Raw genomic sequence first — 13,882 nt, 5'->3', positions numbered from 1 at the left:
TTAACGCACCTTTAAAGTCACAAGACCAATTAAAACTAACACAATCGTAATGATCCAAAAACGCACGATAACGCGAGGCTCTGGCCAACCTTTTTTCTCATAATGATGATGTATTGGCGCCATTCTAAAAATACGTTGTTTACGTAATTTATAAGAGCCCACCTGTAAAATAACCGATAGCGTTTCTATGACAAAAATACCCCCCATAATAACAAGAAGAATTTCTTGGCGCACTAAAACAGCAATAACCGCCAATAAAGCGCCCAATGCGAGAGAGCCAACATCGCCCATAAATATTTGAGCAGGATAAGTATTAAACCAAAGAAAGCCCAAACCAGCTCCCACCATCGTGCCACAAATAATAACTAATTCACTGGCGAGGGGAATATAGGGAATATATAAGTAATGCGCATAATTAACATGGCTTGTTAAATATGCAATTAAAGCAAAAGCGCCCGCTACCATCACAGTCGGCATGATAGCTAAACCATCTAGTCCATCGGTTAAATTCACCGCATTACTGGTTCCCACTATCGTAAAATAAACCAGAGGGATAAATAACAAACCTAAATAAGGCATGTATTCTTTAAAGAATGGCATTACAAAGGTCATTTCCGCTTCACTGGTCGAGGTCATCATGATCACCACCGCAATGAGCAGAGCAAAAACAGACTGCCAAAAGTATTTCCAGCGAGCAATAAGTCCATCTGGATTTTTACGGACGACTTTTAAATAATCATCAATAAAACCAATAGCGCCGAAAGACAGCATCGTAAATAAAGAGATCCAAACATAATGATTATCTAAACGCGCCCATAATAACGTCGACAACGTGATAGCCAGTAAGATCATCACCCCACCCATTGTCGGAGTGCCTGATTTACTAAAATGAGATTCTGGCCCATCATTACGTACTATTTGCCCTATTTGCATTTTTTGTAGAAAACGGATCAATTTAGGACCCAACCATAATGAAAATGCTAACGCGGTCAATAAAGCCATAACCATACGCACTGATAAATACGTTAATATATGAAAAAAAGTAAAATGATGTGCAAGTAATTCTGCCAGCCAAACTATCATTGGTGATCCCTATCTATTTATTATTATGTTTTTAATTTCGTGATGAAAGCGACAATCTCTTCCATTTTTGCACTCCGCGATCCTTTTATAAGCATCGTGGTAAGCTGTTCATTCTTATCTAAATATTCTTTTATAAAAGTTTTTAACTGTGTTTTATTGGCAAAATGTTGTGCCTTTTGTTGGCCCTTACAATGTAAATTAAACGCTTCGACTGTGTGTAAACTGTGTGTGCCGACGGCTAATAACAGAGGAACATTTTGCATAGCGGCGTACTCCCCCACTTTTTGATGTTCAAGCTCAGTATGAGTGCCTAATTCGCCCATATCCGATAAAATAAGCGCCTGCTTCGTCGATGTTGCACAAAGTACATTAATAGCGGCCTTTACCGAGGCTGAATTAGCGTTATATGTATCATCAATGATAGTGAGAAAATCATTCACTTCAATACGCGCGACGCGCCCAGAAACACCCGGCAATTGGGCTAATCCCTTGGCAACATTCTCTAACGAGCAGCCCAAGGCTACCGCCATACTCGCAACCGCTAACGCATTGCTTACATTATGTTGTCCGGGTATCTTTAAACTTATTGATTGTGTGCCCGTACAAATTGGGGTTTTTACATGCAGGATAAAATTGGCATTACCGTGTGCATCAAACTCAATCGCATCCGCAAAAAAGTTTGCCTGCGCTAACGTTTGTGAAAAAGTAAAAATGCATTGCCCTTGCGCTTGTAATTGACTTAAATACGTTTGCGAAAAATCTGCATCTAAATTGACGACTGCGGTCCCGTCTGCTTGTAAATGGCGCCAAATTTCACCTTTGCTACTCGCAACACCGGCAAGCGATCCAAAACCTTCTAGGTGCGCCGCCATGATATTATTAATCAAGGCAACTTTTGGCTGGACGAGTTGCGCTGTGTAATTGATTTCACCCGGGTGATTTGCGCCCAATTCAAGTACCGCAAAACGTGTGTTTTGCGTTAATCTAAGGAGCGTTAATGGCACCCCGATCTCATTATTAAAATTTCCGGCTGTCGCCAATAATGCACTGTCATCTTGACAATGCTCACGTAAAACAGCGCTTAATAATTCTTTACAGGTCGTTTTGCCATTACTTCCAGTAATAGCGATACAGTTGAGCCCTTTAATTTTATCGCGCACATAAGCACTTAATGCACCTAAAGCAAGACGCGTATCCGTCACCACAATCATTGCAATATCATGATCACTTGCTTGCTCAACTAACAGTGCTTTAGCACCTGTAGATATGGCGTTATCTAAAAACAGATGCGCATCAAAGTTTTCACCTTTTAAAGCCACAAACAATGCTTGCTCCGCCAGGTTTCGCGTGTCCGTTGCAATCGCATCTATTGATAATAAAGCATCTTTAGTGCGTAATAATTTGCCTTGCGTTGCTTGCGCTATTTCTTCAAGCGTTAACCGGATCATGCTTGTTCCTCTTTACGTAATGCCGTCAATAATTCACGATCACTGTAATGAATTCGCTCTTTACCTATAATTTGATAATCTTCATGACCTTTACCTGCCACTAAAATAATATCACCAGCAGATGCATGTTTTAATGCGTAGCGAATAGCCTCTTCACGAGAATGAATACATTGAACACCCTCTTTTTTAGTAAAGCCCGCTAAAATATCCTGCATAATGACAGATGCCTGCTCAGTGCGCGGATTATCATCCACCAAGATAACTTGGCTGGCTAATTTTTCTGCCACTTTAGCCATTTCAGGGCGTTTGCCTGTATCTCTATCACCACCACAACCAAATAAACAGATCAACTCCCCTTTTTGACTGTGTTGATGCAAGGCCTGTAACGCTTTTTCTAATGCATCAGGTGTATGCGCATAATCCACGACAAAGGTAATATCTTGTTTTGAAAAATAATACTGCTCCATTCGCCCTGGCACCGTATTTAACTTTAAAAATACTTTTTTAAGCTGGGTAATTGAAAAACCTTCGGCTAATAACTGACATAACACCGCACTTAAATTTTGAACATTAAAATGCCCGTAAAATGGCGCTGATATTTGCCCATCACCCCATGATGATTGGAAATTAAAACAGATCCCTTGTTTCTGATAAAATATCTCTTTAACGGTAAAATACTGCTTTTGATTTGTCGCTTTTCCATAGGATATCGCATCGCTAAATTCCGATAGCCACATCTCGCCTGTTGGATCATCGATATTAATAATACGTTGTTGCAGGGAATATTCGCTGAACAAACGTTTTTTGGCCAAGCCGTAGCACGCCATGGTGCCATGATGATCAAGATGATCACGCGTAAGATTAGTAAAAATAGCACTATAAAAGGGTAAAGCTTGTACCCGCCCTAAATCCAATCCATGCGATGACACTTCCATCAAAGTGTATTGCGCACCTTGTTGCTGGTAGGATGCAAGCTCTGCAAAAATCGAGATAGCATCTAACGTCGTATTTAAACTGCTTTTTAACTGTCCAAACAAACCATTACCAATGGTGCCCATTTGTGCATTTTTAACATCTAAAAGTTGCAATGCGTTCGCCAAAAGACTGGCTATTGTTGTTTTACCATTCGTTCCGGTGATACCGATTACTTTGTGTAAATTCTTTTTGGGAAAATAAAATTGATAGGCGATTTGACTGATCAAATAAGGCAATTTAAAAACTAAAATCTCAGCAACCTGAGCATGCATTTTAATATCACCGTGCTCCGCACTGTGCATTGTTTCAGATAAAACAACACATGCACCTTGGTGTATCGCTTTTTCAATAAAAGAGCGCCCGTCGAGTTGCGCCCCTTGTAAAGCGACAAATAATCCGTTTTTTTTGATTTCACGGCTATCTAAGCTCATCCCTTGCACATCTAGATTAGCTAAATAGGCAGGTACTTTAAAAGGCAACAATAAATCTAAACGCATTATAACGACTCCAATAACGTATAATTTGAATCCATCGCATCAGGGCGCACATGACTCAATAATAAAGCACTTTTCATGACGATCGAAAAAACAGGGGCTGCGACATCACCCGCATAATAATGATCGCCAGCAGGATCGTTGATCATCACAACTAATGAAAAACGAGGGTTGCTCACTGGCGCAATGCCTGCGAAAATAGCGACATAATCATCACCATAACCGCCACTGTTTGCTTTACGTGACGTACCGGTTTTACCGGCCACGCGATAACCATCTACGCGAGCTTTAAGCGCAGTACCCCCTTTTTGCGTCACGCCTTCTAACATATGCAGTACTTGATCTGCTATTTTTTTAGAGACCACCTGTTCACCACCGACAGGATTGGTGTTTTTCAAAATAGTGGTAGGATACTTTATACCCCCACTGCCTAAAATTGCGTAAGCTTTGGCAAGTTGTAACGTAGTAGTAGTAATGCCATATCCAAACGACATGGTTGCAAGCTCAAAATCAGACCAACGATGGCGAATGGGTAAATTGCCCACACTTTCTCCTATTAAAGAGATGCCAGTGTCATTACCAAAGCCAAATTGCGCCATGGTTTCTTGTAATTTTTCAGGCCCTAAACGTAACGCCAATTTACTGATCCCAATATTACTCGATTTTTTTAAAATCATGGCTAAATCAATTTTACCCAGATTATGACCATCACGAACTCTTCGCCCACCAATATGCATCCATCCGGGAGAAGTATTTATGATCTCATCAACTCGGGCTTTCTTGTTTTTTAGCGCACTGACAATAACTAAAGGCTTCACGGTAGATCCCGGCTCAAAGGTGTCGGCAATGGCTCTGTTTCGTGATTTATAGGCTTTATACTGGCTACGATCGTTTGGATTAAAAGAGGGGTAGTTCACCATGGCATAAATTTCACCCGTATGTACGTCTAATAGTACTAACGATCCTGATGTTGCATCATTCATTTTCACCGCGCGTTTAAGCTCACTGTATGCGAGTGACTGTATACGTTGATCAATACTGAGTTGTAAATTTCCTGCGAGTCTCTTCTTACTAATGATCTTAATATTCGCAATCACATTACCATCGCGATCTTTGCGCACACGTTTTTTACCATTTTGACCTTGTAAATAGGTGTTGTAGCTTTTTTCAATGCCTTCAATGCCTTTTGCATCTAAATCTGTAAAACCTAAAATATTGGCATTGATTTCACCCGTAGGATAATAACGATGCGATTCTAATTGACTCGCTATACCTCTGATTTTTAATTTTTTGATATATTGTACGATAGGATCATTTACTTGGCGTTTAAGATACACAAAACGCCCCCTAGGTTTACTGACCACCTTCGCTAATTTTTTCAGATCATAATTTAAGACTTCCGCTAATGCAGACCATTTTTTAGACTCATAAAATTTCTTTTTGGTATACTTCACTTTACCGTTACGAGTGTTAATTTCTTTACTTTCTAGCCATTGTTGCTTGGTAAATGCATACGCTTTTTTTACAACTTTAGGATCTACCCAAATCGCATAAGCAGGGACACTGATAGCTAACTCTTCACCATAACGATCTGAAATATTACCCCGATGCGATATAGACTGTGTTACACGTAGACTACGTTTATCCGCCTCATTACTTAAATAATCTTTTTCTATTACTTGAATATAAGCAAGACGACAAATCAAAGATATGCCAACCAGAACAATCACCGTACCCACAAAATAATACCGCCAAGGTGAAAATGAGTGATACACTTTTTTCTTTTTGGCTTGTTTTTTATTTTTTACGCGCACCACACTTTTTCTGATTTTTATCATAATTCAACCAGGACACTTTGCTTTATAGAAGCCTGCGTCATAGATAGTTTTTTCATCGCGATACGGCGAATACGACTATGCTCATCTAAGGTATGCTCTTCTATTAGTAAATTACGCCACTCTATTTGTAAGTTATCTTTTTGTTGCGACAATTTATCCTTTTGTGTGATCAATTCTCGCGTTTGGTGAGTCATATAAATATTAAAGAAGGCGCTGAGAACAAGCGCACCTCCTAAACCAATAATTAAGAGGTGGCGTCGCATATCCGCAAGGATCAATAACAATAAACTGGTTTGTTCTTCGGCCACATCTAAACTCACTCTGGTTGGGCTGTTTTTTTAGCGACACGTAACACTGAACTACGTGAACGTTTATTTTGTTCAATTTCGCCAGCACTCGGTTTTAATGCTTTTCCTTGTGCTTTCATGGTTTTCCCTGATTGCATTTGTGCATCTGTTAAGGGTAAACCCGGCGGATATTCACGGCCTTTTTCTTGCTTGCGGATAAAACGTTTTACTATTCTATCTTCTAATGAATGGAAACTTATCACCGATAACAAACCATCGATAGCTAAGATATCTAATGCCCCATCCAACACTTTATGGATCTCTTCAAGCTCACTATTTACGTAAATACGGATAGCTTGAAAACTACGCGTCGCAGGATGTTTCTTTTTCTCTCTTTTAGGGCATAAGCGTGAGATCAAATTCGCTAAATCTAACGTACGTAGGAAAGGGGTTTCTTCGCGATCAGCGACAATTGCACGCGCAATACGATAAGCAAACTTTTCTTCTCCAAAGGTTTTTAAAACCCAACTAATATCCTCCACATCCGCTTTTGCAAGCCACTGTGCAGCGCTGATACCCGTTGTTGGATCCATGCGCATATCTAAAGGGCCGTCGCGCATAAAGCTAAAGCCACGTTCGGCCTCATCAAGCTGTGGTGAAGACACACCAAGATCTAATAAAACGCCATCAATTTGTCCAGCCAAGCCTAATTCTTTAACATAATTTGCAAGATCTGAAAAAGGCCCGTGAATAATAGAAAATCGCGCATCTTCTTGCATCAATAGCTCTGCCGTTACAATCGCGCGAGGATCTCTATCGATCGCAATTAAGCGCCCTTTAGGCCCTAATTGTTTTAAAATATGACGAGAATGTCCGCCACGACCAAAAGTAGCATCAATATAGATACCCTCTTCTTTAATTGCTAAGCCGTTGACCGCCTCATCAAGCAATACCGTTATATGTTCAACCATTACAATGAAAACCCTTGTAAACTTTCTGTTAATTGATCACCTGTCGGAAGACCCAGTTGCAAATCTTGTTGCACCTGTTTTAGCCATAAGGCTTCATCCCACAGTTCAAATTTATTAAGTTGGCCTACCAACATTAATTTTTTTTCTAATTTTGCATGCGTACGCAGTATAGGGGCAATCAATGTGCGCCCGCCTTTATCTAATTCACTTTCACTTGCGTAGCCTAATATCAAGCGTTGTAGACGTCGTTGTTGTGGATCAGTACTGGATAACCCACTCAATTTTTTTTCAATGAGTAACCACTCATTTAAGGGGTACAGTAATAAGCAAGGTGATTGTAAATCAATGGTGCAGACAAATTTCCCCTGGCACATTTGCATTAATTCGTCACGATAACGTGTCGGAATAGCAATACGCCCTTTATTGTCTATGTTAATTGCACTTGCACCACGTAACATCGTTAAAATCCAATATAATAAAGAAAAAGACACCTTCTACTGCAAACAACACCCACTTTACACCACTTTTCACCACTTTTTACGACAATACTAATAAAGTATGCTTATTTTGCAAGAAAAGGATCCGTTATTTTAATGATTTTTATCACAGTCCCTCTAAATAACGTTTTACACTCTACTTTTTAAGTATATCTTTCTTGATTTCTCACTAAAAAGGTGAATTTATTATCAAGTAGGGTATAACTCTTCCGTGTGCATGTTATACTTATTCGCTATATAATTTTTAAATCCACTTTTTAAAGGAACATCCTTTGCAAGACCAACAATTAAAAGAATTTGTACTTGAACAACTTGAAGACATGAAAGCGAAAGATATCATCGTGATAGATGTATCTGGTACCTCCGATGTCACTGATACAATGATCATTTGTACCGGCAATTCAAAACGTCATGTACGCTCAATTGCAGAGCAAACCGCACTTGCTGCAAAACGTAAAGGTGAAGCACCTTTAGGTGTTGAAGGACTAGAGGACAGTAAATGGGTATTAGTCGACTTATTTAATATCGTGATCCATGTCATGCAAGACGAAACACGTCAATTTTATGATCTAGAAACCCTTTGGGGATACTCTGATTAATGAAAATTCAGTTGATCGCAGTGGGCACAAAAATGCCCGACTGGGTTGAAAAAGGATATCAAGAGTATGCACGACGTTTCCCTAAAGAGATGCAACTAGAATTAGTTGAGATCCACGCAGGGAAACGAGGAAAAAATGCGGATATAAAACGTATTTTGAAAAAAGAGGGAGAGCTCACTCTAACAGCCATCCCTAAAGGCAATAAAATTGTCACCCTAGAAGTTACCGGGCGGGCTTGGACAACTGAACAGTTGGCAGATGAAATGCGCAAATGGAAACTAGATGGGCGTAATATTAGTATACTAATTGGAGGCCCAGAAGGTCTTGCTCCGGAATGTATTGCCAAAGCAGAACAACGCTGGTCACTATCGGCCCTTACCTTACCGCATCCTTTAGTACGTATTATTACAGCAGAAAGTTTATATCGCGCTTACACACTGACCATTAATCACCCTTACCATAGAGAGTGATCGTGCAAAAAAAACGCATCAACATCAGAAACCATTCAGCAGAATCTTCTCTTTTTATGCGTCGTTCTATCGTCATCTTTATTGCCATCGCTATTTCACTCACCATCTTAGTCAGCAATCTTTATTATTTACAAATCACCTCTTTTAATAACTATCAAACCAGATCCAATGACAATCGAATTAGTGTGCAAATAGTCCCTCCAAACAGAGGCTTGATTTATGATAGAAATGGCATTATTTTAGCTGAAAATCGTCCCATTTATAGCCTAGAAGTCATTGTTAGAAACACCAAAAATTTACAACAGAATTTACGCGATTTACAAAAATTACTCTCTATTAGCGATAAAGAAATCGCCTCTTTTAAACGCCGAAATAATTATTCTCGATCCTTTAAAAGTATTGAACTTAAAGATCAACTCACCCAAAAAGAAGTGGCACTATTTACCGTTAACCAATATAAATATCAAGGTTTTTCAATCAGCGCCAACCTAAAACGTTATTATCCTTTTGGCGACAGTTTTACCCATGTATTGGGCTATATTGCCAAAATAAATGATAAAGATATTAAACGTATTAAAGCGCGAGGAGACAGCGCGCTCTATCGTGGAACACGCTATATCGGAAAACTGGGCATTGAAAAATCCTATGAAGGATTATTACATGGTAAGCCGGGTCGCCGCCAAGTAGAGGTTGATAGTTGGGGGAAAGTTATTCGTGTATTAAGCTTTACGCCCCCTGTTCCAGGTAAAGACATTAAATTAAATTTAGATGTAAAATTACAATTAAAAGGACAGGAACTCTTAGGCGATCACAGAGGCAGTATTGTGGTGCTTAATGCTAAAACAGGAGGCGTACTGAGCTTAATTTCAAATCCCAGTTATGATCCTAACCTTTTTGTACAAGGGATCAGCTATAAAAAATACAAAGCCTTATTGGACTCCAAAGATCGCCCTTTAATTAATCGCGCAACACAAGGACGCTACTCGCCAGCATCCACCATAAAACCACAAATGGCATTACTGGCATTAAATGAGAGTGTGATCACCGAGCACAGTAAGATTTATGATCCAGGTTGGTGGATAGTACCTGGCTCAAAACGCCGTTTTCGTGATTGGAAACGCTGGGGCCACGGATGGGTAGATGTCAATCATGCCATTGAACAAAGTTGCGATACCTTCTTTTACCACACAGCCTACAAATTAGGCATCGACAGAATAAATCCGTTTATGCGTAAATTTGGATTTGGCGATTACAGTGGCCTCGATATTGGAGAAGAAACCAAGGCTATCATGCCCTCTCGAGAATGGAAAAAGTCACGATTTAAAGCACCTTGGTACGATGGAGACACGATTTCAATTGGTATTGGGCAAGGCTATTGGACAACGACCCCTATTCAACTGGCTAAAGCTACGGCCATTTTAGCGCGCAGGGGGAAAATCATTGATCCCCAAATATTACGCGCCATTTTATCCGATGATGGTGCATTTACCCCGATACAAAGCACGCGGGCCCCGATCACATTAAAAAATAAACATTATTGGGATATCGCACTCAATGCAATGCTATCAGTGACGAGCAGTCGTGTCGGCACCGCGCGTCGCGCTTTTGCCGGCGTAGATTATACCGTTGCAGGGAAATCAGGGACCGCACAGGTCGTCAATATAAAAGAAAATGAGCGTTATGATGCAAGTAAACTTAACGAACGACATCGAGATAATGCGATGTTTGTTGCATTTGCCCCCTTTGAATCACCTGAGATAGTCGCTATTGTCGTATTAGAAAATGCAGGGGGAGGCAGTAGTCAAGCAGCCCCTATTATTCGAAAATTACTGGATGAATATTTTCATAATTCCTCTCCTGTTACCTCTTTGCAAGGGTTTAGTTTTTAATATGGTTAATATTCCTTCAAATAAAAGTATTTTTTATCGCTTACATTTAGATCCTTGGTTATTACTGGGGATTTTAATGTTAATGGGAGTCAGTTTAACCGTTCTATATTCTGTTGATGGTTATGAACTCGTTGAGCGCCAGTTGGTTCGCTTAGCGATTGCGCTGGGAACCATGTTTTTTTTGGCGCAATTTTCACCCGATTTTTATCAACGTTGGAGCCCCTTTATTTTTTCTGTTTGCGTCTTATTACTCATTGCCGTACTGATCTTTGGGCATACAGGAAAAGGCGCACAGCGCTGGCTAGATCTTGGTTTTACTAAATTCCAGCCTTCTGAAATAATGAAACTCATCATGCCACTGATGATTGCATATTACATCAGCCAAGACACCTTACCTCCAAAATTTAAAAATATTTTTATCGCTTTTCTACTGGTTATCATCCCCACCTTATTGATAGCCAAACAACCCGATCTTGGCACCTCTATTCTTGTCGCCTCTGCCGGTGTTTTTGTACTTTTCCTATCCGGTATATCTTGGCTCTATATTTTTATTGCAGGCGCAGCATTACTCGCTTTCGTCCCCATTTTATGGTTCTTTTTAATGCATGATTATCAGCGCGGACGCATTTTAACCTTACTGAATCCGGAAGCGGATCCCTTAGGTGCCGGCTACCATATTATCCAATCAAAAATAGCCATTGGATCAGGGGGGCTATGGGGGAAAGGTTGGTTACAAGGGACACAATCACAACTTGAATTTTTACCCGAGCGTCATACCGATTTTATATTTGCTGTCTTTTCAGAGGAATTTGGCCTAATTGGCGTTTTACTTTTATTAGCACTATATTTATTCATTATTTCACGAGGGTTGTGGATAGCGAATCAAGCGCAAGATGCTTATACTCGATTGGTCGCCGGCAGTATCACCTTGACTTTCTTTGTCTATGTTTTTGTTAATATTGGCATGGTGAGTGGTATTTTACCCGTAGTAGGTGTACCTCTGCCTTTAGTCAGTTATGGCGGTACATCCATCGTTACTTTGCTCGCAGGATTCGGGATTTTAATGTCGATTCATACTCATAAACGTTTTAATAGCTAATAATATAAAGAGCAATAATGAAAATTTTCAATATTTTAATACTGTGCATTAGTCTCTTAGTACTGAGTGCATGTAGTAGTAATCGTTACGCTATTAATGATGATCATGCACCTAATAAATCGAGCATCCCCCCTTTAGCGCATATAGAAAATGCATCGCCTCGTTATGAGCCCTACTCTCGTGGTGGTAATAAAGATTATAACGTGCGCGGTATTCATTATAAGGTTTTAAAAAATGTAACCTCCTTTACGGAGAAAGGTAATGCGTCTTGGTATGGGAAAAAGTTTCATGGCCACTTAACCTCTAATGGTGAGCGTTATAATATGTTTGCCATGAGCGCTGCCCATAAAAATCTGCCATTACCAAGCTATGTAGAAGTCACTAATCTCAAAAACAGTAAAAAGATCATTGTACGTGTTAATGATCGAGGCCCGTTTCATTCAAAGCGCATTATTGATCTTTCCTATGCAGCAGCAAAAAAACTCGACATGCTTGCATCGGGTACAACGCCAGTTTCAATCAAGTTATTACATTTTCAAAAAGAAAGTCCTTTTGTAAAAGGTGCATCAACAAAAAAATATTATATACAGTATCTCGTGACATCGCAGCAATCAAAAGCGCAGACGCTTGATGCTAAGTTATCAGATAAATATAACGTTGCGTCCACTTTCACGAAGCAAGGTAATAATTACCGCTTACGTTTAGGGCCATTAAACGGTGAAGAGACTGCACAGTCATTATTAAATAAAATGCGACCTCAATACCCTGGTGCCTTTTTAGTACCCATAAAATAAAAGTCCAAAAGACCAACACATACTCATATTTTTAAAGCATCATAAATATGAGTATGTGTGCAAACCTTTACAGTCCTGCCACTTTCATTTTACTGATTAAAATAGAGCCTGTCTTGAGGCTACTGCGAGGATCAACATCCGAGCCAATCGCTTGCATATCCATAAACATATCTTGTAATTTCCCTGCTATTGTAATTTCATGTACAGGGTAGGCAATCACACCATTTTCAATCCAAAAACCGGCAGCACCGCGTGAATAGTCTCCTGTAACCATATTTACACCTTGGCCCATAAGCTCCGTGACAAATAAACCGTTGCCCATTTCTTTAAACAGTCCTGCTAAGTCTAAATCACAATTAGATTTAACAAACCAATTATGGATACCGCCACTGTGACCTGTGCTTTGCATTTTTAATTTACGCGCAGCATAACCTGTTAATAAATACGTTTGCAAAACGCCGTCCTGCACAATTAGTGCATCTTTCGTTTTCCCGCCTTCTTGATCAAAAGGAGAGCTGGCGATACCTTTTATTATGTGAGGTTTTTCTTCTATGTTCATCCAATCGGGAAATATTTTCTGGTTTAAACTGTCCAATAAAAAGGTAGATTTACGATATAAGTTCATGCCACTAATAGCGCCCACAAAATGACCAAACAAACTCGTTGCCACTTCAGGTGAAAATATAACCGCTGTTTCTTGGGTTTTAATTTTGACAGCGCCAAGGCGCTCTACACTGCGTTTTACTGCATCGTTAGCAACCCACTGCGCAGAATACAGGTCGCGCATATCACGCGCACTTGTATAACTGTGATCACGTTGCATTTCCTCGCCTTTTTGCGCTATCAACACACAACTTAAACTATGGCGACTACTGGCGTAACTTTCTAAAAAATCATTACTATTACCATAAACACGTAAACTTGAGTGACTATTTACCGCTGCGCCGTCTGAATTTACAATTAATGGATCGCTATTTAAGGCAAATTCTTCACATTCTTTAGCCAGAGCGAGTAACTCATCGGTATTAAGTGCACTTGGGTGGTATAAATCTAAATCAAGCACCGAACGCTCTAAGCAGTCCGTATCTAACAACCCGGCAAACGTATCTTTACTGGTGTATTTTGCAATATCAATGGCAGCTTTTACGGTTGCATGAATAGCCTCCGGACTTAAATCTGCGGTCGATGCACTGCCTTTACAGTTTTGCACATAAACGCTGATCCCCATCGCACCGTCAAGATTAAACTCAATATTTTCAACTTCCCCTAAACGGGTGTTTACCGAGATCCCCGAGCTTTTTCCTAGTGCGACTTCCGCTTGATCTGCGCCTAATTTCTTTGCGATCATCAACGCATCTTGCACTGCATTTTCAAGTTGTTTTTTCTGCTCAATCATATTTTATCTACCAATGCTAAAAATTAAATTTAGAAAGCTAAA

General features: G+C 39.9%; 13 protein-coding genes. 5 read left to right on the top strand and 8 right to left on the bottom strand.

Annotation, left to right across the window (positions count from 1 at the left end; translation table 11 throughout):
- From mraY to mraZ, 7 genes are read right to left on the bottom strand one after another with little or no spacing between them, the layout of a single operon-like run.
- Positions 1-1,083, bottom strand: coding sequence for a phospho-N-acetylmuramoyl-pentapeptide-transferase (gene mraY, locus PCNPT3_RS03650; protein WP_015464519.1), 1,083 nt, complete (start codon positions 1,081-1,083; stop codon positions 1-3).
- A gap of 23 nt (positions 1,084-1,106) precedes the next feature.
- Positions 1,107-2,531, bottom strand: a complete 1,425-nt coding sequence (locus PCNPT3_RS03645) for a UDP-N-acetylmuramoyl-tripeptide--D-alanyl-D-alanine ligase (protein WP_015464518.1) — start codon at positions 2,529-2,531, stop codon at positions 1,107-1,109.
- Positions 2,528-4,003 (bottom strand): UDP-N-acetylmuramoyl-L-alanyl-D-glutamate--2,6-diaminopimelate ligase, encoded by a 1,476-nt coding sequence (gene murE, locus PCNPT3_RS03640; RefSeq protein WP_015464517.1) that lies wholly within the window; start codon positions 4,001-4,003, stop codon positions 2,528-2,530. The genes PCNPT3_RS03645 and murE overlap by 4 nt, the downstream gene beginning before the upstream one ends.
- On the bottom strand, positions 4,003-5,838 hold the full coding sequence (locus PCNPT3_RS03635) for a peptidoglycan glycosyltransferase FtsI (RefSeq protein WP_015464516.1): 1,836 nt from the start codon (positions 5,836-5,838) through the stop codon (positions 4,003-4,005). Before PCNPT3_RS03635 ends, murE begins: the two co-directional genes overlap by 1 nt.
- Positions 5,835-6,146, bottom strand: coding sequence for a cell division protein FtsL (gene ftsL / locus PCNPT3_RS03630; RefSeq protein WP_232207371.1), 312 nt, complete (start codon positions 6,144-6,146; stop codon positions 5,835-5,837). Before ftsL ends, PCNPT3_RS03635 begins: the two co-directional genes overlap by 4 nt.
- Positions 6,147-6,154: 8 nt before the next feature.
- Entirely contained in the window at positions 6,155-7,096 is a 942-nt protein-coding gene (rsmH, locus tag PCNPT3_RS03625) for a 16S rRNA (cytosine(1402)-N(4))-methyltransferase RsmH (RefSeq protein WP_015464514.1), read from the bottom strand.
- A complete protein-coding gene (mraZ, locus tag PCNPT3_RS03620) occupies positions 7,096-7,554 on the bottom strand; it encodes a division/cell wall cluster transcriptional repressor MraZ (protein WP_015464513.1) in 459 nt (152 codons plus the stop codon). Before mraZ ends, rsmH begins: the two co-directional genes overlap by 1 nt.
- A gap of 311 nt (positions 7,555-7,865) precedes the next feature.
- Here mraZ and rsfS point away from each other — a divergent pair, with 311 nt between their 5' ends.
- From rsfS to PCNPT3_RS03595, 5 genes are read left to right on the top strand one after another with little or no spacing between them, the layout of a single operon-like run.
- The gene (rsfS, locus tag PCNPT3_RS03615) at positions 7,866-8,192 is read left to right on the top strand and encodes a ribosome silencing factor (RefSeq protein WP_015464512.1); all 327 of its coding nucleotides are present in this window, start codon (positions 7,866-7,868) and stop codon (positions 8,190-8,192) included.
- A complete protein-coding gene (gene rlmH, locus PCNPT3_RS03610) occupies positions 8,192-8,662 on the top strand; it encodes a 23S rRNA (pseudouridine(1915)-N(3))-methyltransferase RlmH (RefSeq protein WP_015464511.1) in 471 nt (156 codons plus the stop codon). Before rsfS ends, rlmH begins: the two co-directional genes overlap by 1 nt.
- Positions 8,663-8,664: 2 nt before the next feature.
- On the top strand, positions 8,665-10,551 hold the full coding sequence (gene mrdA / locus PCNPT3_RS03605) for a penicillin-binding protein 2 (RefSeq protein ID WP_015464510.1): 1,887 nt from the start codon (positions 8,665-8,667) through the stop codon (positions 10,549-10,551).
- Between the two features lies 1 nt (position 10,552).
- A complete protein-coding gene (gene rodA, locus PCNPT3_RS03600; RefSeq protein ID WP_015464509.1) occupies positions 10,553-11,650 on the top strand; it encodes a rod shape-determining protein RodA in 1,098 nt (365 codons plus the stop codon).
- A gap of 17 nt (positions 11,651-11,667) precedes the next feature.
- Positions 11,668-12,444, top strand: coding sequence for a septal ring lytic transglycosylase RlpA family protein (locus tag PCNPT3_RS03595; protein WP_015464508.1), 777 nt, complete (start codon positions 11,668-11,670; stop codon positions 12,442-12,444).
- 67 nt (positions 12,445-12,511) lie between these two features.
- Here the strand turns inward: PCNPT3_RS03595 and pmbA are convergent, their stop codons facing one another.
- Positions 12,512-13,840: a metalloprotease PmbA gene (gene pmbA, locus PCNPT3_RS03590; protein ID WP_015464507.1), complete on the bottom strand. Its 1,329-nt coding sequence runs from the start codon at positions 13,838-13,840 to the stop codon at positions 12,512-12,514.
- Positions 13,841-13,882: the final 42 nt, after the last annotated feature.

Source organism: Psychromonas sp. CNPT3 (genome assembly GCF_000153405.2).
Classification (GTDB): Bacteria; Pseudomonadota; Gammaproteobacteria; order Enterobacterales; family Psychromonadaceae; genus Psychromonas.
Note: the sequence above shows the minus strand (reverse complement) of the source record. Positions and strands in the feature narration are given on the sequence as shown.